At 35.1% G+C, this 24,869-nt stretch carries 23 protein-coding genes and 1 tRNA gene; 2 read left to right on the top strand and 22 right to left on the bottom strand.

The genetic code is table 11. The annotated features are described in order from the left end of the window. Positions 1 to 72: 72 nt before the first annotated feature. Together FFX44_RS03825 and FFX44_RS03820 are read right to left on the bottom strand one after the other, a co-directional pair. On the bottom strand, positions 73 to 276 hold the full coding sequence (locus FFX44_RS03825) for a hypothetical protein (protein ID WP_289978064.1): 204 nt from the start codon (positions 274 to 276) through the stop codon (positions 73 to 75). A 122-nt stretch (positions 277 to 398) separates the two neighbouring features. Further along, complete coding sequence (locus FFX44_RS03820; RefSeq protein ID WP_289978063.1) at positions 399 to 1,619, bottom strand: acetate kinase; 1,221 nt, start codon at positions 1,617 to 1,619, stop codon at positions 399 to 401. Between the two features lie 171 nt (positions 1,620 to 1,790). Here FFX44_RS03820 and FFX44_RS03815 point away from each other — a divergent pair, with 171 nt between their 5' ends. Then, complete coding sequence (locus tag FFX44_RS03815; RefSeq protein WP_289978058.1) at positions 1,791 to 2,348, top strand: nucleotidyltransferase family protein; 558 nt, start codon at positions 1,791 to 1,793, stop codon at positions 2,346 to 2,348. Positions 2,349 to 2,412: 64 nt separating this feature from the next. Here the strand turns inward: FFX44_RS03815 and FFX44_RS03810 are convergent, their stop codons facing one another. The 4 genes from FFX44_RS03810 to FFX44_RS03795 all read right to left on the bottom strand — a co-directional run bounded on the left by FFX44_RS03810 (position 2,413) and on the right by FFX44_RS03795 (position 5,369). Next, entirely contained in the window at positions 2,413 to 3,855 is a 1,443-nt protein-coding gene (locus FFX44_RS03810; protein WP_289978055.1) for an amino acid permease, read from the bottom strand. Positions 3,856 to 4,020: 165 nt separating this feature from the next. Further along, positions 4,021 to 4,437 carry a hypothetical protein gene (locus FFX44_RS03805; RefSeq protein WP_289978052.1) on the bottom strand — a complete coding sequence of 139 codons (417 nt, stop codon included), beginning with the start codon at positions 4,435 to 4,437 and terminating at the stop codon, positions 4,021 to 4,023. 133 nt (positions 4,438 to 4,570) lie between these two features. After that, on the bottom strand, positions 4,571 to 4,903 hold the full coding sequence (locus FFX44_RS03800; protein WP_289978049.1) for a hypothetical protein: 333 nt from the start codon (positions 4,901 to 4,903) through the stop codon (positions 4,571 to 4,573). Positions 4,904 to 4,919: 16 nt separating this feature from the next. Continuing rightward, positions 4,920 to 5,369 (bottom strand): universal stress protein, encoded by a 450-nt coding sequence (locus tag FFX44_RS03795; protein ID WP_289978046.1) that lies wholly within the window; start codon positions 5,367 to 5,369, stop codon positions 4,920 to 4,922. Positions 5,370 to 5,585: 216 nt separating this feature from the next. On the opposite strand from FFX44_RS03795, the gene FFX44_RS03790 reads away from it, so the two are divergent. After that, a tRNA-Leu gene (locus FFX44_RS03790) sits at positions 5,586 to 5,669 on the top strand. A gap of 360 nt (positions 5,670 to 6,029) precedes the next feature. Here FFX44_RS03790 and FFX44_RS03785 read toward each other — a convergent pair. The 16 genes from FFX44_RS03785 to FFX44_RS03715 all read right to left on the bottom strand — a co-directional run bounded on the left by FFX44_RS03785 (position 6,030) and on the right by FFX44_RS03715 (position 24,856). Continuing rightward, the gene (locus FFX44_RS03785) at positions 6,030 to 6,986 is read right to left on the bottom strand and encodes an HD domain-containing protein (RefSeq protein WP_289978043.1); all 957 of its coding nucleotides are present in this window, start codon (positions 6,984 to 6,986) and stop codon (positions 6,030 to 6,032) included. A gap of 22 nt (positions 6,987 to 7,008) precedes the next feature. After that, positions 7,009 to 9,234 carry an AAA family ATPase gene (locus FFX44_RS03780; RefSeq protein WP_289978040.1) on the bottom strand — a complete coding sequence of 742 codons (2,226 nt, stop codon included), beginning with the start codon at positions 9,232 to 9,234 and terminating at the stop codon, positions 7,009 to 7,011. Next, positions 9,215 to 10,426, bottom strand: a complete 1,212-nt coding sequence (locus FFX44_RS03775) for a DNA repair exonuclease (protein WP_289978036.1) — start codon at positions 10,424 to 10,426, stop codon at positions 9,215 to 9,217. Before FFX44_RS03775 ends, FFX44_RS03780 begins: the two co-directional genes overlap by 20 nt. 174 nt (positions 10,427 to 10,600) lie before the next feature. Then, the gene (locus FFX44_RS12635) at positions 10,601 to 10,696 is read right to left on the bottom strand and encodes a zinc ribbon domain-containing protein (RefSeq protein WP_354669247.1); all 96 of its coding nucleotides are present in this window, start codon (positions 10,694 to 10,696) and stop codon (positions 10,601 to 10,603) included. Between the two features lie 150 nt (positions 10,697 to 10,846). After that, entirely contained in the window at positions 10,847 to 11,185 is a 339-nt protein-coding gene (locus FFX44_RS03770) for a YlbF family regulator (RefSeq protein WP_289978034.1), read from the bottom strand. A 73-nt stretch (positions 11,186 to 11,258) separates the two neighbouring features. After that, complete coding sequence (locus FFX44_RS03765; protein WP_289978030.1) at positions 11,259 to 13,385, bottom strand: PBP1A family penicillin-binding protein; 2,127 nt, start codon at positions 13,383 to 13,385, stop codon at positions 11,259 to 11,261. A 101-nt stretch (positions 13,386 to 13,486) separates the two neighbouring features. Continuing rightward, positions 13,487 to 13,957, bottom strand: a complete 471-nt coding sequence (gene argR / locus FFX44_RS03760; RefSeq protein ID WP_289978028.1) for an arginine repressor — start codon at positions 13,955 to 13,957, stop codon at positions 13,487 to 13,489. A gap of 74 nt (positions 13,958 to 14,031) precedes the next feature. Further along, the gene (locus FFX44_RS03755; RefSeq protein ID WP_289978026.1) at positions 14,032 to 14,754 is read right to left on the bottom strand and encodes a Crp/Fnr family transcriptional regulator; all 723 of its coding nucleotides are present in this window, start codon (positions 14,752 to 14,754) and stop codon (positions 14,032 to 14,034) included. Positions 14,755 to 14,915: 161 nt separating this feature from the next. Beyond that, on the bottom strand, positions 14,916 to 15,965 hold the full coding sequence (gene recA, locus FFX44_RS03750; RefSeq protein WP_289978025.1) for a recombinase RecA: 1,050 nt from the start codon (positions 15,963 to 15,965) through the stop codon (positions 14,916 to 14,918). Positions 15,966 to 16,064: 99 nt separating this feature from the next. After that, positions 16,065 to 17,303 carry a competence/damage-inducible protein A gene (locus tag FFX44_RS03745; protein WP_289978023.1) on the bottom strand — a complete coding sequence of 413 codons (1,239 nt, stop codon included), beginning with the start codon at positions 17,301 to 17,303 and terminating at the stop codon, positions 16,065 to 16,067. A 92-nt stretch (positions 17,304 to 17,395) separates the two neighbouring features. Next, complete coding sequence (pgsA, locus tag FFX44_RS03740) at positions 17,396 to 17,983, bottom strand: CDP-diacylglycerol--glycerol-3-phosphate 3-phosphatidyltransferase (RefSeq protein ID WP_289978022.1); 588 nt, start codon at positions 17,981 to 17,983, stop codon at positions 17,396 to 17,398. Positions 17,984 to 18,015: 32 nt separating this feature from the next. Further along, positions 18,016 to 18,933 carry a helix-turn-helix domain-containing protein gene (locus tag FFX44_RS03735; protein ID WP_289978020.1) on the bottom strand — a complete coding sequence of 306 codons (918 nt, stop codon included), beginning with the start codon at positions 18,931 to 18,933 and terminating at the stop codon, positions 18,016 to 18,018. A gap of 91 nt (positions 18,934 to 19,024) precedes the next feature. Beyond that, positions 19,025 to 19,750, bottom strand: coding sequence for an SDR family oxidoreductase (locus FFX44_RS03730; RefSeq protein ID WP_289978018.1), 726 nt, complete (start codon positions 19,748 to 19,750; stop codon positions 19,025 to 19,027). Positions 19,751 to 19,753: 3 nt separating this feature from the next. Next, entirely contained in the window at positions 19,754 to 21,052 is a 1,299-nt protein-coding gene (locus FFX44_RS03725) for a pitrilysin family protein (RefSeq protein WP_289978017.1), read from the bottom strand. Beyond that, a complete protein-coding gene (locus tag FFX44_RS03720; protein WP_289978014.1) occupies positions 21,039 to 22,310 on the bottom strand; it encodes a pitrilysin family protein in 1,272 nt (423 codons plus the stop codon). Before FFX44_RS03720 ends, FFX44_RS03725 begins: the two co-directional genes overlap by 14 nt. Before the next feature lie 182 nt (positions 22,311 to 22,492). Continuing rightward, positions 22,493 to 24,856, bottom strand: a complete 2,364-nt coding sequence (locus FFX44_RS03715) for a DNA translocase FtsK (RefSeq protein WP_289978010.1) — start codon at positions 24,854 to 24,856, stop codon at positions 22,493 to 22,495. Positions 24,857 to 24,869 lie beyond the last annotated feature (13 nt).

Genomic DNA, 24,869 nt, shown 5'->3' with positions numbered 1-24,869 from the left:
AGTCACAAAAAAAGAAAATCTGGCAATGAGATTTCCTAATTCAACTCTATCTTTATTTTTGCTTACTTTGATTTAATCTTCTGCAGCATTCATTGCTTCTAAAATGATTTCAAGTTGTTCACGTTCTTCTTCAATATCACGTTTTTTTTCATCGTAAGCATTTAATAAGTGGCGTCCCCGCTTTGAGCTGCTAATCCTCGTACAAACTTCGTCAAGTTCAGCAATTTTAGCAACTGTCTCTTGATAATCGTGTAAAATATCAAACTTGTTACTCATGACAAAAGTCCTCCCCAAATTAGTTGATTTATCGACTTGAATAATCTAACACTTTTTGTCATATTTGTGAACAGTTTTATATTACGATTTTGTTACAAATTGCTTTTGCAGGAATAAATTATCTATACCAATTTAGCACTTTTTACTCTCTTTTTTTCCATTATCTTGGTAACATCTCGTGCAATCATCAACTCTTCATCAGTTGGAACCACAAGTGCCTTAACTTTTGAGCCCTTAGTAGAAATCACAATGTTTTCCCCTCTAACTGAATTACTTTCCTCATCAACCTCAATTCCCATGTAGGACAATCTTTGCAAAACTGCACTTCTAATCTCCGCAGAATTTTCTCCAATTCCTGCTGTAAATATTATTCCATCAACTCCACCCATCTCAGCAGTATACGAACCAATATATTTTACGATATCCTTAACAAAAATATCGACAGCAAGCTGTGCCCGTGGATTTGTATCACTTTTTGCCATAACATCACGCATATCAGAGGATACCCCCGAAATACCCAGCAATCCAGATTTCTTATTCAAGTCATAAATTGCTTCAGGCATGGAATGCATATCTAATTTTTGCATCATAAATGATAACATTGCAACATCAGTATCCCCTGAACGGGTAGCCATAGTAATCCCCGTTAAAGGAGTAAATCCCATTGAAGTATCGAAGGACTTACCATTCTTAATAGCACAAACGGATGCTCCTGCTCCAAGATGACAGCTAATTAATTTTAATTCATCCAGCGGACGCTTTAATATTGCAGCAGCAACATTTGCAACATAACGATGACTAGTCCCATGAGCCCCATACCTTCTCACACCATACTTTTGATACCATTCGTATGGCACACTAAAAATATAGTTTTCTTTTGGCATGGTCTGATGAAAGGACGTATCAAAAACAGCTACTGCAGTTGCAGCTGGAAGAATTTTCTTGAATGCTTTGATTCCCATTAGGTTTGCGGGATTATGAATGGGAGCATACTCGGCCAATGAATTGATTTTTTTAATAACCTTACTGTCAATTGTGACCGATCGCTTAAAATATTCACCGCCAGCAACAACACGGTGACCAACCCCCTTTATTTCAGAGAAGTCGTGAATAATTTCCAGATTAAGCAACAATTCTAGCAAACGCTTAACAGCATACGAATGATTTTTTATTTCTTCATTAGTTTCAAATTTTTCATTAATACCATACTTAATCTTGATTGCGCCTTTTGCAAGCCCAATTCTATCAAAAAGACCTTGTGCTAATACCTGTTCAGTATTCATTTCAAACAACTTAAATTTTAGACTTGAACTTCCAGCATTAATTGCAATTATCTTTGACATAGTGATTCCCCCTTATTATATTTGAAACGCTTTCACAATAATAATATACCAAATTTTTAACCGTTTTTCACTAATACTAATGACGATTTAATAATTATTCAAAAAAAGATGCTTTCATTCTCTATAAAAAAACATTACAATTAACCTTAGCAATTTTTACGGAGGATATTAATGAACTATAACCAACAATTACTTGAGACATTAGCTGCTAATACAGAACTCGCTGAAATTTTTGAAATTTTAAAAACAGAGCACTTGAGCACTGCATTCGTCTGTAGTGGCGTACTTCGAACAATTATTTGGAATAATCTGTCGTCACAAAAGACTAATTTAGTGTTAGAAAATATTGATGTGTTATATGCAAATGCTAGTGAATCATACGAACAATTCTTGACAAAAAAAGCAATCTTCTCACAGAAATATTCCAAATATCTGTGGAATCTCGAAAATATATGTTTGAATGATGCAAAATCAATGCAGCCCTTTGGAAAAAATATTGAAACAGCTCTTAAAAATATACCCGAAACTTGTAACAGTGTTGCAATAAACTTGAATACTCCTGAATCTCTAATCATTGCTCCATTTTCTTTGGACCATCTCTTTAATTTTGAGATACATCCAACTCCTCGTTTCCAATCTGATAAGGTGCTGCTTGAACAATTCAAAAAACGTGTTATTAACAAAAAATGGCAAGCAAAGTGGCCCACAATTAGTTTTTTTGTAGACTAGATTATCGTAGGAGAGGGGGTTGGGTCAAAAGTTAATTTTTGACCCAACCCCCTCTATTATATTTTTACTTTTCTTTACTTTTCTTTCCTAAATACGAATTCCTAATTCCATATGCAAAATAGATTATTAATCCAATAAGGAACCACAATAAGGCATACAACTTAGCATCATTACCTAACCCCCAAAAAACGCCAAAAGCGCCAAGAAAGGCTAGTGCTGGCAATACTGGATAGAATGGCATTTTAAAGCTAGGTTTTGGCAAATCTTTACCTTCACGCGCACGCAACGCATAAATTCCAACGGCAACGAACATAAAGGCAATCAATGTGCCTGCAGAGATCAATTGCGCCAAAAATGCAAATGGAAACAATGCACCAATTATGATACCAATTGTTGCAAGTGTAAGCGTTGCATTACTTGGTAATTTATCCTTATTTAGTTTTCCTAACCACTTTGGAAGCATTCCATCCCTACCAAATGAATAAATCAACCGTGATCCTGCCAGCATCATCCCAATTAAAGCTGTAAACATCCCAACAACAGCAATTGTTTGTACTACGGTTGCCACAATCGGATGCCCACTTTGTCGAAGAGCCCAACCGATTGGTTCAGCGTTATTAGCATAGTTAGTATACTTAAACATGCCCACAATTACTAGTGACACAACCACGAATAATACAACAGCAATTAAAAGCGATCCTAAAATTCCACGTGGCATCGTTTTTTGCGGATCCTTCGCCTCAGCCGAATTTGCAGCAATTGAATCAAAACCGATATATGAAAGAAAAATCGCTGAAATTCCGGCATATATCCCTTGCCATCCTCCAAAAGCAGAACCATCTGCATTTTGATGATATTTAGGGACAAAAGGAAAATAATTAGCTTTATGCAGAGCAGTCATTCCGACGATTACAAATAAAATAATGGCTAATACTTTAAGGATAACCAAAATATTCTCAACACGAGCTACTCCTGAAATACCCCTTGATAATAAAATAGCAACTAGCAAAACCACAACCATTGCTACTAAATCAATAATTCCACCCTCGGTACCAAAGGCATTTGCGAGCTGTTTTGGAAAATTAACACCAAGTGGTTCTACTAATCCGCGAAAATTTGCTGAGATTCCAGATGCCACAAAAGCAACAGCAATGAAATATTCCGCCAAGAGTGCCCATCCTGCAATCCATGCAAAAAATTCACCAAAAATAACATTTATCCATGAATATGCAGAACCGGCAAACGGCATGACAGAAGCCATCTCAGCGTATGCAAAGGCCACAAGCCCTGCAACAACAGCTGCTAATAAAAAAGAAATAACGACAGCTGGACCTGCATGTGTAGCTGCAACCACACCAGGAAGAGTGAATATTGAGGTTGAAACAATTGTCCCGACACCCAACGCTAAAAAATCTTTAACAGTCAACACTCGAGATAAATGCGCATCCTTAACTTGATAAACTTTTGGATCTTCTTTTAAAAGCAATCTTTTTAAAAATTTTCCCATTAAAACTCCTCCAATAAATTAATAAATACTAAAATTATATCAAGAATATTAGAGAAGTCAACCAGTAAACTAATTTTTACTTAGAAATAACTCATTAAAACTTAATAAAAGTAAGTCTATTTCTTTTACACTTATTTTTATTAATACAGAAAAAAACAATTTCACTTAGCTATCAATCAACAACTTTTGCATAAAAATTATTGGCGCCGCAATTAGTAAAAAACAATGTTTCATAAAACTCAAAAAGGAATTTAATAAAATATCTCGTGTATCATTTTCTTTGACCGTTTTTCTCTTTGACCTTTGCAACATTTGCTCTGCTGCCTCTGTTCCCTCTATTTCTTCTGTTTCTTCAACTGTTCTTTTTGTCCGGCTCATAGTATCATCAACAACCTGAGCTTCTCCCTTTAGTCCTATATTCATTATATTAAAGGGATTTAGTAATAAAAAGTTACTGATTAAATAATAATCCAGCAGCAACTTCCAACTAATTGGAACAATTAATTGCGCTAGTACCAATAAAATAACAAACGATATCGAACTTTTAACTAGAACCCTACTATATTTTGTAAAATTTCCCATCTACCATTCCTCAATTCATCTTATCCTTTTAATGCCTAACTCTAAAACATCTCTCAAACATAAAATTTATTTCAGAAAAAAAGCCAAGGTTAAGAAAATCACCCCAGCTTTATTTTCCTTACTTACCCTAAATTTACAACTTTATAAGTTCTGTAAAGACCTTCCGATTTACCAGATTTATATAAATCACTGCAATAGTATACAAATCTAGAAAATAAATCAATAGTCCCATTGACCCATATAACATCATAACAATCGATATCCAAAATAAGCATTGGCTCAAGACTGTCCATTTTTTTCTTGCCTTTATCGCATCAACAATTTCTTTATTAGTAGATTCCGTAAGTTCAATCTCTTTACCCTTACTCAACTTATCACGCAGTTTCTTGACCACTAGACCCAGCCTAATGTTATACGCCATTAGTAATATTAAACTAACTAAAGCAATCATTTCTAATGTTGACATCATCATTACCTCGCTTTCAGCCTACAACCAATACATCACACTTTGCAGTCCTGACAACACCATCTGTCACAGAACCCACGAATATTCGGCCAACCGCTGACATTCCTGTTTTCCCCAGGATGATTAAATCAATTGGATAATCTTCTACAAAGTCACGAGCAATCACAACTCTTGGAGAACCAAATCTTGCATGAACACCAACATTAGCAAAACTTTCTTCCTGCACAATACTTTCTTTTAATTTTTCAAGATATTGCTGTACTGCTTCAAAAGTAGAATAAATAATGTCACCTGACATACTAATAATTCCACCAAAGTTGTTCGTAAATTGTTTTGTATCAATCACGTTCAAGACTTCGATTCGTCCATTATTTCTTTTAGCTATTTCAATCGCTTTCTTCAATGCCTTCTCTGCATTTTTTGACCCATCAACGGGAACTAGAATACTACGATATTTTTGTTCCATTGAGATCACCCCTTACTTCCCACGTTATTATAACATTATATTATAACTTTTTACTCTGACTATCTATTCATTAAGCAATCTTAAACTTCGACATGTAAGTGATTACGCTTTCTTCACTTAATTTTAAATGTTATTTGGATAGTATGCAAGTGTTTCGTTTTTTCCCTTTTATTTAATATAAGTCTGTTGTATAATATTTAGGTGTTATCATTCATTGCCCTCGTGGCGGAATTGGCAGACGCGCAGCGTTCAGGTCGCTGTTTGGGTTTCCAAGTACAGGTTCGACTCCTGCCGAGGGCATAAAAGATGCTAATTTAAAGAGTTTCAAGAGTTATATGTGCACTATTTGTGCATCAGCTTTTGAAACTTTTTTATTTTACCAAAACTATAACGCGTGTATTACAAAACAATATTTTATTTCTTTAAGTGAGGATTTTATACTGCAAAAATAGGTCCCACTCAAACAAGAGTAAGACTTTTAGGCTGTATACTTTTTCCTATTAATAGGTTTCAGATATGATAATCTATTGCCAGCAATAGATATTGTAGAACAGATTCTATACTGTAAATTCTATGCAGGATCAGATTTGCTCGTTATTGGTAGTAAAAGGAACTTAGACTTTTACTGCTTTTATGTTGTGAAGTATATCACTTAACTAATCAATCTTTATCTTCAGTAGCACGATAAAAGTTTCTTCCATCCATCCCAAAAATTCTCTCAGAAAATGTTCCAGGTTCAGTATGCTCAAGCGTTCCCCTTAACATCTGAATAGAGGCATCCAGTTGATCAATTTGATGCAATACTTCGGCTTCCAAAATATGCGGTCGCACCGGTGATCCATATTCCAACAAACCGTGATGTGATAATATCATGTGCCGTAGCAGAATCATATCTTCGCTCTCAAGATCAATTTTCAACTTATCTGCTGCTTTGACAATTTGTTCATCAATAAGCACAATATGCCCCAGTAAATTACCTGCTATAGTATATTGTGTTGCTATTGGCCCAGATAATTCAATCACCTTGCCCAAATCGTGCAAAATTGTACCTGCATACAATAATGGCGCATTGATATCCTCGTATTCCTTAACAACTGCATGTGCTAAACGCAACATTGATAACGTATGAAAAGCAAGTCCCCCAGCAAATGCATGGTGATTTTTTTTGGCTGCAGGATAACTGTAAAATTGATTGTGATATTCAGTTAGGAGGTACCTTACTATCCGATTCCAATTCGCATTAGTAATTTCAAAAAGTGCTGCATTAAATTCATCTGCCATCTCATCCACAGGAATAGGAGCTTTTTTTACAAACGCATTGGCATCGTTTGGCTCTTGCTCAGTTGCCAATCGCATCTTGAATATCTTGACCTGAGGATTCCCTTGATAGACTTCTCGCTTACCTTTAACAAAAACTATTTTCCCTGGTACAAATGAGGTAACATCATCATCAGATGCATCCCAGAACTTTGCACTTATTTCACCTGAGCTGTCGGCAAACATAAACGCAATAAATTTATTACCATTCTTTGCAATTCTAACATCTGCAGACTTTACTAACATGAATAATTCTATGCTTTCATCTACCGCGTAGTCATATATTTTTTTTTGACTCAAATTTAATCCGCCCCTTTATCTTCTAAATAACCAAGATTCCTTTGTTACTTACCTTATCACATAGAACAGAAATATCGACTGTAAAACATAATATTTGTGTTTCATTACTTATTTCTGACAATAAATCAATAATTTGGACTTTACGATTTCTATCAAAATTCACAAATCCGTCATCTATTATAATTGGTAACCCAATCTTCTTGTTAAACGTAACTACAAATGCTAACCGCAAAGATAAATATAATTGTTCTGCCGTTGCCCTTGATAGCTCCACAACCTTAAAGTTTTGATTATCAACCGTTTTCAAAGAGAACTGATTTTCTTCTAAAATGATACTAGTAAAATGGCCTCTAGTTAATCTCTCAAAAAAATAAGTGGCAAGCTCAACAACCTGTGGTAATCTGTGTTTTGATAACTTGCTTAGATAATTTTCCAACCATCTATCAGTGAGAGATAGCGCCAGCCACTCTTCAATTTTTGTATTAATTTGCGCTCTTTGATTGGCTGCTTCTTGCCGTAAAATAGCTATCTCACTTGAATCTCCAATCTTTTTCAATTGAATTTTATAACTTATTATTTGCTCAAGCTTCTTCTCGGCTTCAGCTTTTCGCAGATCAAATTCATCGCTGACATGAACTCTTCTTTCTTCAATCTCATTCCTACTTGAATAATTCGCTAATTTTTTAATAATATTACTTGAAAGTTGTGACCTTAAGCCGTGCAGCTTACTTTCTGTTTCAATTTGATCCTGCTGTTGAAAATATGTATCTCTTAGACTTACAAAACTATCGAACCCGAGTTTTTCAAGCTGAGTATCAAATTGAATTTGTTCTTGCCTTAAATTAGATAGCTTATCACTTCGCTCTTGACTTAAAAACCTTTTTTTTGATTCATACTCATCCTTACAACTTTGCTGTTTTTTCATTTGAATTTGAAAGTTAAAGATTCGCTTCAAATTATCAGCGTAATCATCAGAAAGTCCCAATTCTTCTTTGCAGAAATCAAAGTTAACATGCTTCGAAACTGGCTCGATCGTGACATTATAATTTTTTTTGTTTGTTTTGCTAAAAACGTATATACCAGCAACAATTCCTACTAATCCAATGCTTTTTAGCACCATATTAGAAATAAAAAATAATACTAAAATAGATATTCCAAGTATACCGAGAAATACCATACTAACTTCACTCTTTTTTGAACCTTTATTGCGTCTACTTAATACCTCGATATTATTTGTCGCTTGTTGCTTAGGCTGATCTTCTGAAGAATTCAGCAATGTAAATAATTTATCAAAGTTTACTTTATTTTGTAAATAGAAATCCAAATTAGTGAAATCTTTTTCTTCTAATTGCAATTTTATATGTGTCATTTGTTTTTCTAAACTGCTGAGATTTTCTTCAATTGCGCTGATTTTATTATTTTGAAGTTGTATCTTGTCAAACGTTGCTAACGTAACCTTCACCTTATCATCTGAAATCTTTTGTGAGGTACTAAGCAGCTCTTGATATGAGTTCCATGCAGCACTTAACTGCTGCAGTTCCAATAGCTTCTGTTCAAATTGCCTTTTTTCTTGCAAAAATGCAGTATTTTGTTCTTTTAACTCCTCAATTTTTTCCTCAAGGTTCTTAGAATCATCCATTCTATTAATTAAATGCTGTAGGTCTTTTTCCTGCTTGCCATACTCCTTCAGCATTACATTAAGCCTTGGAACTCTACCATTAGGCTTATACAACTGTCCAGCTGCTTTCATAACTCTTTTTTGTATCTCAAAAACTTCTTGGCTGCCACTGGTTGCGATACTATAAAAGTTCTTCTCAATTTCCTCAGGTTTTAAGTCTAATATTGCATGTAACCCAGTTTGATTTACAGCATAAATATCATTAAATAGCTGTTTATCAATTTCTGATAGCCATTTTGTTAATAAACCTTCTGGAACCTTTTCGCCATTTTTTTTATTTATTATTGATAAAATATTACCCTTATCATTACTAACACGTTCAATTAAGTAATTTTGCCCCTGCTGCAAAATTACTAAGTTGCCACCATAGATACTTCCCTTTTTAGGTGTATAATTCTCTCCTTTTTCACGTTTAGTTGGAAATCCAAATAAAATTGAACTAATAAACGACTTGAAAGTAGATTTACCAGACTCATTTTCACCAGTAATAACTTGGAAATTATTTGCAATATCAAAATGACGATCAACAAAGTGCCCATATCCGTAAATATTAGCTTCCAAAATCTTCATAGCCATCAACATCCTCAATCAAATTTAACTTTGCTTTTTCAAAAATTTCCTTGATTACATCTTCATCTTTGAAATGATCGTCAATAAATTCAAATTCTTTTAACTTACCTAGCAAATCATCGACTGCTTCTTTCCTAAATACGCTATCTTTGGCTTTTTCTAAAGCACTTTGGTCCAATCGAATAGGCTCGACAACAGAACCTATATTATAATTTATTTTTCGAATAAAAACTCCTTGGCTTGTACCCCTTCTTAAAGTACGCAAAAGATATTCATTTTGAAGATTGGTCAATAATTCTTTATTCTTAGTATCTATCTTTAGATTAATACTAACTACTACTAGTTTCTTAATTCTACTTACTTTATGCTCTATTTCTTGTGCTAGCTCTGTTTCTATATTTGCATATCTTTGTACCTGTAAAATATGTTTATCTATATTTAACCATTCAAGCCCCGCAATTTCTCTAAATTCTGGACAAAGTTGCCCATTTCTTGCTTCAACTATGTAAAAGCCTTTTGTCCCAGTTTCTTTGCTATTTCTCCCTTGAAGTGAACCAGCATAAAGGATGGGTGGCTTTTCATTGAGTATCTGTCGATGATGGATATGTCCTAGAGCCCAGTAATCATAATTTTTGCTTAACAGCTCACTTAGTTGAAATGGTGCATAATTTTGTAAGCTATCATCCTCTATTGCAGCACCATGTAGCATTCCTATGTGCCACTTCACATCAAGATGTCTAGGATAGTTTACAACCTTATTTTTTACCCAGCGCTCGCCATAGCTGAAGCCAGTTACAGCAATTTCGTCATTTGCAATTACTATCTTCTTTGTTGTTACTTGATTTGGGAAAATATAAACATTTTCTGGAAAATAAAAATTAACTTTATCTAAATCTTGAAAATCATGATTTCCAAATGCCATAAATACATAAATATCATGTCTCCGTAGTTCTTCAAAAAGGGTTTTAAGTTTAAGTTGTAAGGATAAATTAATTTGGTGACCATCGAAAATATCACCTGCAAATAATATAAAATCAACTTTTTCTGTTATAGCTACCTCAATCATCTTTGTGAGTGCGTTTATTCCAGAAGCTGCCAAGATTTTCAGTTGTGAATCATTAATCCCATTTAATCCTTCAAAAGAACTACCAAGATGTAAGTCAGCACAATGAATAAATTTCAAGTTAATCACCTCTTATTTCGAACAAATAAAAAGGGTTGGGTCAAAAGTTATATTTTGTCCTAGCCCCTCATCACTGATTACATGTGACTTACGTCGGCACTAAAGTACCGAGCTTCTAGGAACAAGCATAACTTATCTCATACATTTCAGTATTCGACAGCGGTTTACTCTATTTACTATGGTTTAGCCCAAACCAAGTTTTAATATATTTTTACTTGCATTTACATCTCTATCTAGCTGTGTATGGCATTGAGGACAAGTCCAAGTGGTTGGGATCAAAAGCTCTCTATTTATTCCGTGTAAACGTGTTCCATAAGTCAAAATTCTCCGTCTAACTTCAAATTACCCACAGCAAAAACATTATTGTTCGTAATTCCAAATTAATATTTAAGCTTTGCCGTCTCATGTCATGCTCTTTTCAAGGAACCTCTACCCTTGATATAACTCGCTTACTGGTTTGAACATGATTTGATTGATTTCATCAATTAATTGTGCTAGTGCTCTTTCTTTATTCATCAAATTCATAATTACTTTGACTTTTTCAACTTGTGCTCCTAATTCCTTAATATTATCAAGATCAGTTTCTTGCGTGCTTCCTTGCATCTGCTTATTTTGAAAATCAATTTGAGCTTTTTGGAATTCTTTGAATTGTTGATAAGCACTCTCATCTGCTTTAACCGCATCATATGCAGTTTTTAAATCCTTGTATTCTTGTGTACTTCTTAAATCTTGTTCTAATTGGTTTGCTGAATCATATATGTTGATCACAGTATAGCCTCCTTTATTAATAACCATGCTAATTGTACCATTTTAGTTCATAAGAACTCCATATTTTAATAAGTTAATTTCCAAACCATTGTTGAATTTTTTCTTTTCCCTCACTAAATAGTCCGCTAGCTTTTTCTTTTAGACTGCTAGCTGATTTCGAAACACTATTTCCCGCATCTTTCAAACCATTCCAGATGCTATTTGCAGAACTAGAGCTGCTACTCTTTGAATTTGCGAGTCTAACCGCCGCACTCTTGACTGTAAATGACGTTTTGGCGGTGTATGGTAAAATATTTTCCATCTCGTTCTTAAATAACGCAGATCCACCACGAGTACCTTCATTATCAAGACTGTACTTTGATGAATCAAACCCAACCCATGTTGCGACAACAACATCTGGGGTATATCCAATATACCAATGATCCTTATCACTAGTAGCTGTTCCAGAATCTGCCTTCGTAGTTCCAGTTTTACCGGCAATTGTGTATCCATCAGGTTTGGCATTTACCCCAGTTCCATCATTAAATACATCAATCAACATACTTGTCATTTCATTTGACGTCTTCTTACTGATTACCCGCTTTGAAGACATTTTGTTTTTTGCTATTGTTTTACCGGAGGCATCAACTATCTTGGTAATTAAATATGGTGAAGTCTTTACACCACCATTGGCAAATGTTGTGTACGCTTCAGCCATCTGATATGGAGACACACCTTTGGTTAGTCCACCCAATGCTAGACTTAAATTATCATCACTTTTGGAAACATCCAAACCAAATTTTTTTACCATTTTATATCCGTTCTGAACACCTATCTTGTTTAACAGCCAAACTGTTGCAGCATTTCTACTTTCCGCAAGAGCCTTATACATCATAATATTACCTGCATAATCATTATCAATATTATGCGGAGTATATTTATTAGTTCCATAAGATCGTAGTTTGTCTTTTAATATCGAATCATAATGGTACCCCGATTCCAATGCCGTTGTATATACCGCAATCGGCTTGATTGTAGAACCCGGTGAACGAATTAGCTGTGTTGCCCTGTTATATCCACGAAAAACATGGGTTCCCTCTCTACCGCCAACAAGTGCCAATACTCCTCCAGTATTCGGATTAAGTGCGATTGAAGAACCCTGCGCCTTGGTACCATCACTTGCATTATATGGAAACAGAGTTGAATTAGCAAAACTACTTTGCATTTTTGTCTGATACGTCTGATTCAATGAAGTATAGATTTTATATCCACCATTCATGATTTCAGTTTCACTCAATCCATACTTGCTAATTGCCTCACTAATTACTGCATCAAAGTAGTATGGATACTTATAACCAGATTCATATTGATAATTATCACTAACAGTCATTGCGAGCTTCTGATATTGATTTGCTTGCGTTTGTGTAATTTTATTATTTTCCACCATTAACCCAAGAACAACATTTCGCCGTTCGGTTGCATTTGTTAAATTATCAATTGGATTATACTTTGTCGGATTAGTGAGCATTCCTGCCAAAGTGGCAGCTTGCGCTACAGTCACATTTTTTGCTGAAACACCAAAGTACTTTTCTGCAGCATCCTGCACGCCCCAGACACCATTTCCAAAATACGCACTATTTAAATACATTTCTAAAATTTCTTTTTTGCTATACTCATTCTCAACCTGCATTGAAATAAAAATTTCTTTTGCTTTACGAGAAAATGTCTGTTCTTGTGATAGAAACGCATTTTTTACTAATTGTTGTGTAAGTGTGCTGCCTCCACCACTAATATAATTTCTGCCTAATATCTTATTTTTTAATAATAATAATGATGCTCGCCCGATACCCTTGAATGAAAAACCATACTCATGATAAAAATTACGATCTTCAGTTGACAAAACAGCATCAGTAATATTCGATGAGATATTATCAATATCCTCCCAGGTTCCCTTCTGAGAATACAAATATCCAGCTTTATTCCCTGAATGATCATATATTTCTGTTGTTTGTTGCAACTCATCTTTCAAATTACCAACATTCGCAGTCTTGGCAATAAAGACCAAATAAATACTCATTATCAAAAATAATGTCAAGCAAACTATGATTATCCAGCGAATTAACTGGTATCGACGAGCTTTCTTCTTTAACCATTCATTCATTTTTTTGAAGAAATATTTTATTTTACTCAACAAACTTTCTAAAAAAGAACCATTTTTCATTGTTTTAATCCAATCCTTTTACAAGTATTTTATAATTTTATCATACTTGTAAATAATGCTCATTTTTAAGACAAAAGAGTTAAAAACATTTAAAAACTGCTTTATTTTTGTGAGCTTCCTATTTTCAAATATTTAGTGAATAAATCATTTATCCCCCTAGCATCCTCCTCGTTCTTGCTAATAACCAAAATAGTATCATATCCAGCAATCGTTCCAACAACCTCTTTTTTTCCGAGATCATCAATAATTGCAGATAAAACATTTGCGTTTCTAGGCAACGTATGCACAACGTTCATTGTTTGTACTAATGTGACATCCGTCACTGATTCAGAAATTGCAGCATACATTTTTTCTTCTTCAGAAGGTGAACTTCCCTTAAAAATAGTATAATGAATCCTGCCGTTTCCATTTTGTTCCTTAATAATTCTCATTTCTCTTATGTCTCTCGAAATAGTTGCTTGTGTAGCCTTGATACCATCTTGAGCCAGAATATCCATCAATTCTTCTTGGGTTCCAATATCATTTTGCGTGATTAATTGTTCAATCTTAGCTTGCCTAATTTCTTTTTTCATGCTGATCAACCTCGTACATTCATTTTGGCTCCATTATAGCAAAAAAAACGTATCACTTCGAATCTTATACTAAATTATAAGTAGTCTTTATATTTGCTAGAAAAAGAATATGTAAGTCTCTCTTTTCCAACTGTTCCAGCTAATGAATTTTCCTTACGCAACATTCTATAGGTTTTTCCAACAGTCTCCCTTGTAGTTCCAGCAAGTCTAGCAAGTTTAGTCTGCGTTAACCATCTAGGAACAACATATTCAAAAGACTCATCTACCACCCCAAATTTTTCACTCATGTGCTGTAACATCAAAATAACTCTCATCTGGGGTTGAACATAAGAATTTATCATATTACATTTTAAAAAATCGGCTACAATATCACTTTTTTTGTTATCCAAAAAATGTTCGATTGCACTATTGTTATGCACCAATTCCTCAAAGGTGTTTTTCGTCATTGCCACAATTGTTATATCCGTACAGGCTACCATATTAAAATTTTTTAAAGTATTTTTCAAAATCATCGAAAATGGTAAAAACTCATTCTTCCCCAAAAAGAATGATCCAACAGCCTCTCCATTGCAACTATATACATTTATGTTAATTATTCCCTGTGTCAAAAAAAAGACTCTTTGCTTTTTATTGCTGCTAAACATCAACCTCTCGCCGCGCTTATACCGCAATACAACAGATCTTCGTGCAATTGAATGTACTCTTGCTTCTTCAAATAAAGGAAATAATTCTTTTTTCTTTAATTCGCAAAGTATTAAGCTTAAATTATTCTGCTGCATAATCCCCTGATTTTCCATACTATATTATGCCCCCTGCATAAATTATATTCCAGTATATTAAATAAGAATATATATTTATTTAATATACTAATTGCTACTTTGCATATAACTACGCAAAAAAAAGAAATCTAGCATATTATTCACTTAAAAATGAATAATATGCTAGATTTTTTTCCAAACTATTTATTATCTAGTTCATCCAATGGTAAGTCTGTTGAAATTTCAGCAGTCTCACTTTCATCTGCAATTCCGTATGCCTGCCGTACTTTCAGCATAACTTCATGCATGACTTTCGGGTTATCTGCCAAATATTGTTTAGCATTCTCTCGCCCCTGACCAATTCGATCTTCGCCATAAGAGTACCAAGAACCGCTTTTCTTAACAATGTCCTTTTCAACAGCCATATCAACAAGCTCACCAGTCTTTGAAATTCCCTCACCGTACATAATATCAACTTCTGCACGCTTAAATGGGGGTGCAACCTTGTTCTTTACAACTTTTATCTTTGTTCGGTTACCTATAATATCTGTTCCATCTTTAATTTGCTCAGCTCTTCTAACCTCTAAACGTACGGTTGAATAAAATTTGAGGGCACGACCCCCTGGTGTAATTTCAGGATTACCAAACATAACTCCGACTTTCTCACGAATTTGATTGATAAAGATTGCAATCGTTTTTGTTTTATTAATAGTACCTGATAATTTACGTAAAGCTTGTGACATTAATCTCGCTTGCAAACCAACATGTGCATCTCCCATTTCGCCCTCAATCTCAGCACGCGGAACCAAAGCTGCAACGGAGTCAACAACAACAATATCAATTGCACCAGAAGAAACAAGCGCATCCGCAATCTCTAATCCTTGTTCACCAGTATCTGGTTGAGAAAGAAGTAGTTCATCAATATTCACGCCTAACTTTGTTGCATAAGCTGGATCCAATGCATTTTCAGCATCAATATATGCCGCAACGCCACCATTACTTTGCACCTCAGCAACAGCATGCAATGCAACAGTTGTCTTACCTGAACTTTCAGGTCCATACACCTCAACAATTCTCCCACGAGGATACCCGCCGACGCCAAGTGCTTCATCAAGCGCAAGCGAACCACTTGAAACTGTTGAAATTTGTGTATCAGCCTTCTCGCCCATACGCATAATTGAACCTTTACCAAAGTTTTTTTCTATTTTTTTCAATGCAGCATCAAGAGCTGCTTGTCGTTCATCAGCCAAATTTACTCCTCCTAATAATACCGTATAACAATTCTTTACAGTCTTAATAATACAGATTAATTTTAAAAAAAGCAAGGAAAAGCGAACAAAAGTTCGGTGTTAAAGAGACCTTCTAATATAATCCAACCCAGACAATGTAGCTCGCTCTCTTATAAAATACCGAGTACTTGAGAAATGATATAATTTTGCAGCTGTTTTGCGACCTTTTATCGCCAACCCTATCCAGACTGTTCCAACTGGTTGCCCTTCTAGTTCTGTAGGACCCGCAACTCCAGTAAAGGAGATTCCAACATCTGTTCCAAGTTTTTTCCTCACAGAATCAGCCATTTCTTTTGCCGTTTGTTCACTAACAGCTCCTGCATTCTCTAATGTCTCATGAGATACACCCAGCAACTGTTCTTTAGCTTGGTTTGAATAAGTGACTACCCCACCATAAAAAGTAGTAGAAACACCAGGAATACTCCCTAGCGTCGATTGAAACTTTCCTGCAGTAAGGCTTTCTGCAGCTGAAATCGTAAATTTTTTCTTTTTCAATTGTTCAACTACAACTGCAACCAAACTATTATCATCGCCGTACCCATACATAAATTCACCAACACGTTTGTTTATTTTATTCTCTAACTTATCTAACATTTTTATAGCATCGTCTTCTGTTTTGCTACTTGCTGTCAATCTCAAAGTAACTTCACTGGTTTTCGCATAGGGAGCAATTGTCGGATTCGACTGTCCGTCTATCAAATCAGCTAACTTGGTAACCAACATTGATTCACCTATTCCGAAAAATCGCAATACTCTTGAGAACAATCTGTGATCATTAAAATAGGTTTCCTGTAATTGTGGCTGTGCTTGGTGCACAAACATTGGCTTCATTTCACTAGGTGGGCCTGGCAATAGTAAAAAGTCTGTCCCATTTGAATTCTTAAAATAATTCCCTACTGCAAATCCGGTCTCGTTCTTCAAAGCAATAGAATCTTGAATGTAGAGTGCCTGAATTTTGTTGTTTTCAGTCATTACTTTACCTGTTTCAGTATAATAACGGATAATTTTAGCCATTGCCGGTTTATCCTCAATAAGTTTTTTTTCTAAAAATTTTGCAACCGTTTGTTTTGTTAAGTCATCCTTTGTTGGTCCAAGTCCCCCTATTAAAATTATAAGGTTACTTCTAGACTCTGCACGCTTAATCTCACTCAAAAGACGCTCTTCGTTATCTCCAACTACAGATTCAAAATAAACATCAATTCCCATATCTGCCAATCTTTTTGCAACAAAAGTAGCATTAGTATTAACAATCTGTCCTAAAAGAATTTCTGTACCCACTGCAATTATTTCTGCATGCATTACCAAATGCCTCCCACTAAATTATATATACGCAAAATTTAAAAATAACAACCAATCTTTATATTCAATGATACAAGATTAGTTGCTATCGATTATTTATCAAATGAATCAGCAAATATTTCTTTGCTATTTACAAAATATTCAATCCCTGAATACACAGTAAAAAATAAACAAATATATAACAAAATTTCACCTATTGGAATATTTACAGCTGCAAAAAATACATTATTTAAAAATAGAAAAATAATCGATAACATTTGGGTCATCGTTTTAATTTTTCCAGGCATTGCAGCCGCAATTACCTTGCCATCATTCTCAACAACAATCAAACGCAAACCAGTAACTGCGAGTTCACGACAAACAATTATTGCTGCCACCCATGCTGGAACCTTCCCAATTGAAACAAGGATAATGAAAGCTGTCATCACAAGCATTTTATCAGCTAACGGATCAGCAAATTTGCCAAAATTTGTTACTAAGTGCTGTTTCCGAGCAATTTGTCCGTCAGCAAAATCTGTAATTGAAGCAACAGCAAAAATGATTGCCCCTAAAATCTGTGTAGTAGGAATCACTGTTCCACCAAATGCAATTGTCCCCCAGTCAAATGGTAATAGCAAAATTAACATAAAAATTGGAATTAAAATAATACGTGCAACTGTCAGTTTGTTTGGTAAATTCATTCGAAAATAAGCCCCTCAATCCTTTTTTTATGCTAGTCTTCTAAATTAATTGTAATCGTTCTAACTGTCAAAGAACTGTTGTCCTTCTTATAATTGAACTTCTTACCATCAATCGTCAACGTTGTAGCTCCAGAATTCCCCAAGTTAATAGTAATTGCCGTTGTCCCACTTGGTAAGCTAACCTCATGACTTGCTCCACTGCTTAGAGTTCCTTGCCATTGTTGTGTTCCATTTGCAGACACTGCACTCCAAGCTTTACTGCCATTGATTGAAATCTTAACAGTACTCGTGCTTGCAGGATTAGTCATTGTATAGACAAATTTTGAACCACTGCTTGAAGCTAAGCTGATTTTTTCTTTTTTGGCTTTCGAACTGCTTGATTTTTTAGAACTTTTTTTAGAGCTCTTTTGGGAACTTTTCTTAGAACTCTTGGAAGACGACTTCTTACTTTTGCTCGAAGAAGTTGAACTTGACTTTGAGTCTTTTTGAGAAGAAACAGAAACTTTTGAACTGCTCTCTATCTGTTGTGTCTGTGCATCCTTTTGATGGTTGCTCCACGCAACATAATAAATGGAACCAAGTATCACAACTACTACTGCAACAACAATGATAGTCGGGAGATAGCCTAATAAATGACTAACCTTGTTTGATTTCTGAATACTCTCACGAGTAACTTCACTTCGAGTTTTTGCAGGTTCTTCAATTACATTATCATTCGTCGCTTTCTGGTTCTCAAATGTGCTTAGAAACTCTGTTGGATCTACATCAACGGACTCCGCATATTGTTTAATAAACGCTTTGACATAAAAATCTCCTGGTAATGCATCAAATCGCTCATCTTCAATCGCAATCAAGTACCTCTTTTGAATCTTTGTAATTTGTTGTAAATCATCTAAGGTATATCCTTTTTCAATTCTTGCAGCTTGTAAACTTTTTCCAATTTCAACCATTTTTAACTCTCCAATATTGACTTATATCCGTAATTTATCTAATCTATATTAAGTATATCATAGACAGTTAAATATATTAATTAAGAATTACTTATTTCAGCCATCCACCAGTTACATAAATTGTCTGTCCTGTAAGATACTTAGCATGCTCATCTAAAACTGCTTTGACCCAATAGCTGATTTCATCAGGAGCAGCAAATCTTCCCATTGGAATTTGTTCATCAATTTCTGCTTTTTGGTCATTAGAAAATAATGAATTCATTTTTGTATCAACCGCACCTGGTGCAATTACATTGACAGTAATTCCAAGTGAGGCTACTTCTTTACTATAAGCTCTTGCAAATGCTGATAATGCACCTTTAGCAGTACTATATGCTACTTCCATCGCACTTCCTGAGCCACCATACACTGAACCCAGAAAAATAATTCTACCATAGCTATTTTTTATAAGCTTATTTTCTAGTAACTGAATCAATCTTAATGGGTTGAGAACCTGCATCTGTATAATTTCAGCCGTATTCGCATATGTGCTTTGGCTAAACAAACCATAGTGTGTTGTCCCTTGTGCAAAAATCAATGCGTCTAATGCAAACAATTGTTTAACAATATCTTCAACTTGCATCAAATTATTAAAGTCTGCCTGAACCCGCAAGAAATCTTGCTTTTGATACTCTAAACTTAACTTTTCGATTAATTTGTTTACTTTTTCAATTCCAATGTTTGCATGCAAATATAATGACCATCCAGCTGCAGCCAAATCGCATGCAATTTTTTCACCAATATCTCCGGATGCTCCTACCACAAGTGCCCACTTCATCAATCAAACATCTTCTTTCGGTAAGACTTGGTACACACTCACACTGTTAGGCTCAATGAATTCGTTGATTGCTTGCACTACATCAACTAATCTCAATTCTTCCAAAATCTTGACCGCATCAAAACTCATTGCGCCATCAAATAACTTTCCTTCATATCGATTTGCAATTCCCTCAAGCGAATTCATTGACTGGATTTGTCTGCCGATAAATTCTTTCTTAGCTAACATAAATTCTGTTGTCTGCTTGCTAATTATTTCATTTGCAGTCTTTAACAAATCAATAATTCTCTTGGTAAGTTCCTCTGCATTGCTAGTTTCACCACTGACAACACAAAAATGATATCCTCGACCAACTGAAATATCATAATCAAAGCTATCATCAATTAAGCCTTCATCATATAAGTTACTATAAGCTTCTGCTGATTCACCCATTAACAAGTACATTCCCAGATTTAAAGCAATTTTATATTTTAATCCCTTTTTACCAGCAGGCAATTCAGTATCCCCCCGAATTCCAACTGCCACTTTAGGCCGACTTGTATCAACTTCAAGCATTCGGTAAGGAATTATATCATATTTCTCATTTATCATTGACTTACTGTGTATTATTCGAGGAACAACAGGAAATTCTTTTTTACTTTGATTCTCCTTGATCCAGCTGATCACTTCATCTGGGTCAACCGCACCTACCACAAACAAGTCCATGTTACTGGGTTGATAAAAAGCCTGGTAACACTCATACAAGTCTTTTGTAGAGATATTTTTAATTGATTCCACGGTTCCTGCAATGTCTTTACTTAATGGACTGTTTGGATATAAATTCTCAACTATTCCACTGTATAATCGCCAGTTATAGTCATCATCATACATCATGATTTCTTGGGCAATTATCCCCTTTTCTTTCTCGACCGAATCATTCGTAAAATAGGGAGACTGTACAAAATCAAGCAGTGTTTCAATACATTTTCTAACATTTTCAACTGTTGAAAAAAGATAACTTGTCTTTGTATAAGAGGTAAATGCATTTGAATCCGCACCTAACTGTCCAAATAATTCAAAAGCATCATAGTCAGCTTTCTCAAATAATTTATGTTCCAAAAAATGAGCAACTCCATCTGGTCTGTTTGTAATCTTATTATCATTCAAAGATATAAATGTAGAATCAACTGAACCATAATTTACAGTAAAGCTGGCATATGTCTTATGAAATCCCACTTTTGGGACTATGTTGACTGTTAATCCGTTGGCTAATACCTCTTGGTATACTTTTTCATCAAAGTCAGGATAATCAATTATTTTCATTCTTTACTTCTCCATCTAAAAAGCTAATTGCTTCTAAATGTACCATCTTAGCAATCTCGGCGATATCTGCAACCGTCACACTTTCTATTCTTTTAATCCACTCATTTTCTTGGAGCTCTTTATTCAATAAGCCATTAAACAATGCTCGACTAAGCAAAACACCTTGATGATCCAACTGACTTAGATAGCTGTTAATCAAAGACCTCTTTGCAGTCTCGATTTCTTTTCCTGTAACATGACCCTTTTTTAATTCTTCTAGTTGTTGGTTGACAATCTGTAAAACCTGATTTTTATTTTGCGCTTCAATCCCTGTTTTGACTGCCAGAAATCCGCGAAAACTGTCATATGAGCTACTTGCATAATATGCCAAACTAGCTTTCTCACGAACATTAACAAATAATTTTGAAAGCGGCTGACCCCCGAATAAATCATTAAAAACCAAAGCGGCATAATACTTATTTTCTTGAAAATATACAGGTAACGAGTATCCGAGATTTAATTTAGCCTGACTGATTTCAAGATGATGAATTCGTTCTTTAACTTTTTTTTGTGGTGGCTGCGTATAAAATAACGGAACTTTTTTGGGCTGCCTATCAGAAAAATTGAAATTGGAAACCAATGTCTTTGCCTTCTCCACTGTAATATCTCCAGAAATAATTATCTCGACTTGATCATTGTTAATACACTCAAGATAATACTTATAAAGTTCTTCATTTGTAATCTTATTCAGGCTTTCAATGTCTCCAAATGAAGGACATGCTTGTCCGTCATCCTTAAAAAAAATATTGTTCAATTCAAGTGTGGCAAATAATTGTCTGTCATCCTTGGCTGAGCTAATATAATCAGCTAACACTTGCCGTTGTCGGTTAAAAGTTTTTGAATCAAAGTGTTTACCTGCTAACAGCGGTTTAAAAATAATTTCTTTCAAAAAATCGATTCCCTGCTCTAGTAATTGATCAGCAGTACCTAAGAAACGTTCATTGACGCATTCCAAGTTAAAGCTTAACGCGTGAATATTTCCCTTTCTCTCCGTAGAAACACCAAACCCTGCACCATACATACGTGCAAGTTCTTCTGATAATATCTTCTGGCTAGGATATTTCTGACTGCTATTTTCCAAAATACTAGCCAGCAACAAGTGTTTAGTTAATGCTTCCGACTTCAATGGAGCTATCAAATCCACTGCTATTCTAGTTGTTTTAAATTGTTTGGTAGAAATTAACGACAGACTAACTCCTGAATTCAAGCTTATGTGCACTTATTATTCCTCCCTCAATATTCATAAAACTAATAATAAGTGAAAAAAATATAAAAAACAATCTGACTTGGGATATCCACTATACCGAAAGAGTTGGGACAAAAGTTATATTTTGACCCAACCTCCCGCTTTATTTTGCGTAAACGTGTTCCATAAGTCAGAATTTCCCTTCTAATAACTTATTATTCCTCTGTGGTTACATCCTTATCTTTTTGTACAAATACTTTACGCGGTTTACTGCCCTCAGATGGACCTATCATCCCATGAGCTTCCAACTCATCTACAATTCTTGCAGCACGGTTATAGCCAATTCTAAATCTACGTTGCAGCATTGAAATACTGCATGATTGTTCTCTCGCAATCACCTTAACTACCTCATCAAATAATTCATCCTCTGCATCATCAGCCTGGTCTTGCTGTGTTTCTTCATCAGAAACAATTAACGACTCGTCATACTCTGCAGACTGTTGTTCTTTTACAAAATCGACTATATTTGTAACATCTTGGTCCGAGATAAACGCCCCTTGGACCCTGATTGGCTTATTAAGTCCCATTGGAAGGAATAGCATATCTCCTCGGCCAAGCAATTTTTCCGCTCCGTTGGAATCAATAATTGTTCGTGAATCAGTTCCACTTGAGACCGCAAATGCCATTCTTGAAGGAACATTTGCTTTGATCAGCCCAGTAATAACATCCACTGAGGGTCGCTGAGTTGCCAAAATCATGTGAATCCCAGCGGCACGCGCCATTTGTGCTAATCTGATAATTGCATCTTCAACTTCATTTGAAGCTACCATCATCAAATCGGATAATTCATCAACCACAATTATGATATAGGGTAACAACTGCTCAGCTGTCTTCATCTCTTTATTTTGCCGTTCGATCATCTCATTATATCCGGCAATATTTCTCTGACCTGTATTTGCAAAGAGCTCATAGCGTCGTTCCATTTCTTCAACCAACTTATTTAAAGCTTTCGCAGCTTTCTTGGGATTTGTCACCACTGGAGTCAGTAAATGCGGAATTCCGTTATAAACACCCAACTCGACTTTTTTTGGATCGACCAGCATCAACTTAACTAAATGAGGTGGGCAATTCATCAATAAGCTCGTAATAATTCCATTGATTGCGACTGACTTACCACTACCGGTAGAACCGGCAATTAGCAGGTGTGGCATTTTCCCCAAATCAGCAGTAACAAGATTGCCAGCAATATCACGTCCCAATGGAACTTCAAGTAACTTGGAATGCTGCCTTTTTTGTTCTTCAACTATACTTCTGAATGAGACAGTTGAGACTTTCTGATTAGGTACCTCGATTCCTATCAACGATTTGCCAGGAATTGGTGCTTCAATTCTTATATCCTTAGCTGCCAGCGCCAATGCCAAATCATCTGTTAACCCAACAACTTTACTTACCTTCACACCAATTGCAGGGTGCAACTCATATTTAGTAACGGAGGGACCTAGGATTGCCTTTTTTATTTCAACATCAACTCCAAAGCTTTTAAATGTTTCTTTAAGAACCTTCGTATTATGCTCAATTTTTTTATATTCATCACTTTGATCTTCTGCAGCCACTTCCTGTAACAATTCTGTACCTGGCAACTTATAGTCAGGATTTATTGAATTCCCAGTAATAAGCGCTTCTCTATTGTCGTTATCCTCGTCTTTGGCTGTCTCATCAGCCTTATCTTTCGTTTCATTTCTTTCCGTATTCCAGCTGTTAGTCTTAACAAACTCTGTTTCAGAAACATGTTCCTGTTCCTTTATCTGCTCGTGTTCAGTATTTTCTTCAACAATTACTTGCTTTTGCTGTGCAAGTTTTTTTTGCTTCTTTATAATTTTTTGCTCATGCGATTCCCTATGGTGTTCCCTTATCTTGATATATCCACTTTTTATAGTTTTAAATAATTTTCTCAATACAGTACCGCAGCCCTTTATAAAATAGTTAACCGCTACCCCAATTACCTGTAAAACCTTGGCAAATGACACTTCAAAAAAAATACACAAACTAAATACAGCAAAAATTGAACTGAATATGTAGGTTCCTACTTGGGAAAGCAAAAAATAAGCTGGGGTATATAAAAATGCACCTAGCATTCCACCGCCGATACTTGTTCCGATATCACCAGCCACCAAATCACTTTGAAGATACTGCCAAGTAATATTAATAAAATGAGAATGCAAATCTAGCTTGCCAAACAACATTGCATGTAAGACTAGCAGCAAGGACAATATAAGGCCACTTAACCCTAGAATCCAATTTTTCCTTAACTTGGGTTCATCTCCAACAACCAAGAGATATGCTCCAAGTACTACGAGCACAGCTAATCCAATTACTGCTACATCTCCTAGAAAAATACGAAAAAAATTCAGACACAATATCCCTAAAAATCCCAATTTAAAAATTCCAAATATACCAAAAAAAATGAAAAATCCGCCACAAATTCTATTAGACTCCTTTTTCTTGGCCTTGATACTTGGCTTTCTTTTTCTCTGTGCCACCTTTTTCACCTCGATATATCTCTGATTCAATTTTATCATAACAAATGTCAGA

Origin of the sequence: Lactobacillus sp. UCMA15818 (assembly GCF_030400225.1) — a bacterium.
In the GTDB taxonomy this organism is placed as follows: Bacteria; Bacillota; Bacilli; order Lactobacillales; family Lactobacillaceae; genus Liquorilactobacillus.
Note: the sequence above shows the minus strand (reverse complement) of the source record. Positions and strands in the feature narration are given on the sequence as shown.

What these genes read in the sequence shown, in the direction of transcription:
- FFX44_RS03825 (WP_289978064.1), bottom strand. Translation starts at nt 276, where the DNA reads ATGAGTAACAAGTTTGATATTTTACACGATTATCAAGAGACAGTTGCT.
- FFX44_RS03820 (WP_289978063.1), bottom strand. Translation starts at nt 1,619, where the DNA reads ATGTCAAAGATAATTGCAATTAATGCTGGAAGTTCAAGTCTAAAATTT.
- FFX44_RS03815 (WP_289978058.1), top strand. Translation starts at nt 1,791, where the DNA reads ATGAACTATAACCAACAATTACTTGAGACATTAGCTGCTAATACAGAA.
- FFX44_RS03810 (WP_289978055.1), bottom strand. Translation starts at nt 3,855, where the DNA reads ATGGGAAAATTTTTAAAAAGATTGCTTTTAAAAGAAGATCCAAAAGTT.
- FFX44_RS03805 (WP_289978052.1), bottom strand. Translation starts at nt 4,437, where the DNA reads ATGGGAAATTTTACAAAATATAGTAGGGTTCTAGTTAAAAGTTCGATA.
- FFX44_RS03800 (WP_289978049.1), bottom strand. Translation starts at nt 4,903, where the DNA reads ATGTCAACATTAGAAATGATTGCTTTAGTTAGTTTAATATTACTAATG.
- FFX44_RS03795 (WP_289978046.1), bottom strand. Translation starts at nt 5,369, where the DNA reads ATGGAACAAAAATATCGTAGTATTCTAGTTCCCGTTGATGGGTCAAAA.
- FFX44_RS03780 (WP_289978040.1), bottom strand. Translation starts at nt 9,234, where the DNA reads ATGAAGATTTTGGAAGCTAATATTTACGGATATGGGCACTTTGTTGAT.
- FFX44_RS03765 (WP_289978030.1), bottom strand. Translation starts at nt 13,385, where the DNA reads ATGAAAAATGGTTCTTTTTTAGAAAGTTTGTTGAGTAAAATAAAATAT.
- argR (WP_289978028.1), bottom strand. Translation starts at nt 13,957, where the DNA reads ATGAAAAAAGAAATTAGGCAAGCTAAGATTGAACAATTAATCACGCAA.
- FFX44_RS03755 (WP_289978026.1), bottom strand. Translation starts at nt 14,754, where the DNA reads ATGGAAAATCAGGGGATTATGCAGCAGAATAATTTAAGCTTAATACTT.
- FFX44_RS03745 (WP_289978023.1), bottom strand. Translation starts at nt 17,303, where the DNA reads ATGCATGCAGAAATAATTGCAGTGGGTACAGAAATTCTTTTAGGACAG.
- pgsA (WP_289978022.1), bottom strand. Translation starts at nt 17,983, where the DNA reads ATGAATTTACCAAACAAACTGACAGTTGCACGTATTATTTTAATTCCA.
- FFX44_RS03735 (WP_289978020.1), bottom strand. Translation starts at nt 18,933, where the DNA reads ATGGTTGAAATTGGAAAAAGTTTACAAGCTGCAAGAATTGAAAAAGGA.
- FFX44_RS03730 (WP_289978018.1), bottom strand. Translation starts at nt 19,750, where the DNA reads ATGAAGTGGGCACTTGTGGTAGGAGCATCCGGAGATATTGGTGAAAAA.
- FFX44_RS03725 (WP_289978017.1), bottom strand. Translation starts at nt 21,052, where the DNA reads ATGAAAATAATTGATTATCCTGACTTTGATGAAAAAGTATACCAAGAG.
- FFX44_RS03715 (WP_289978010.1), bottom strand. Translation starts at nt 24,856, where the DNA reads ATGATAAAATTGAATCAGAGATATATCGAGGTGAAAAAGGTGGCACAG.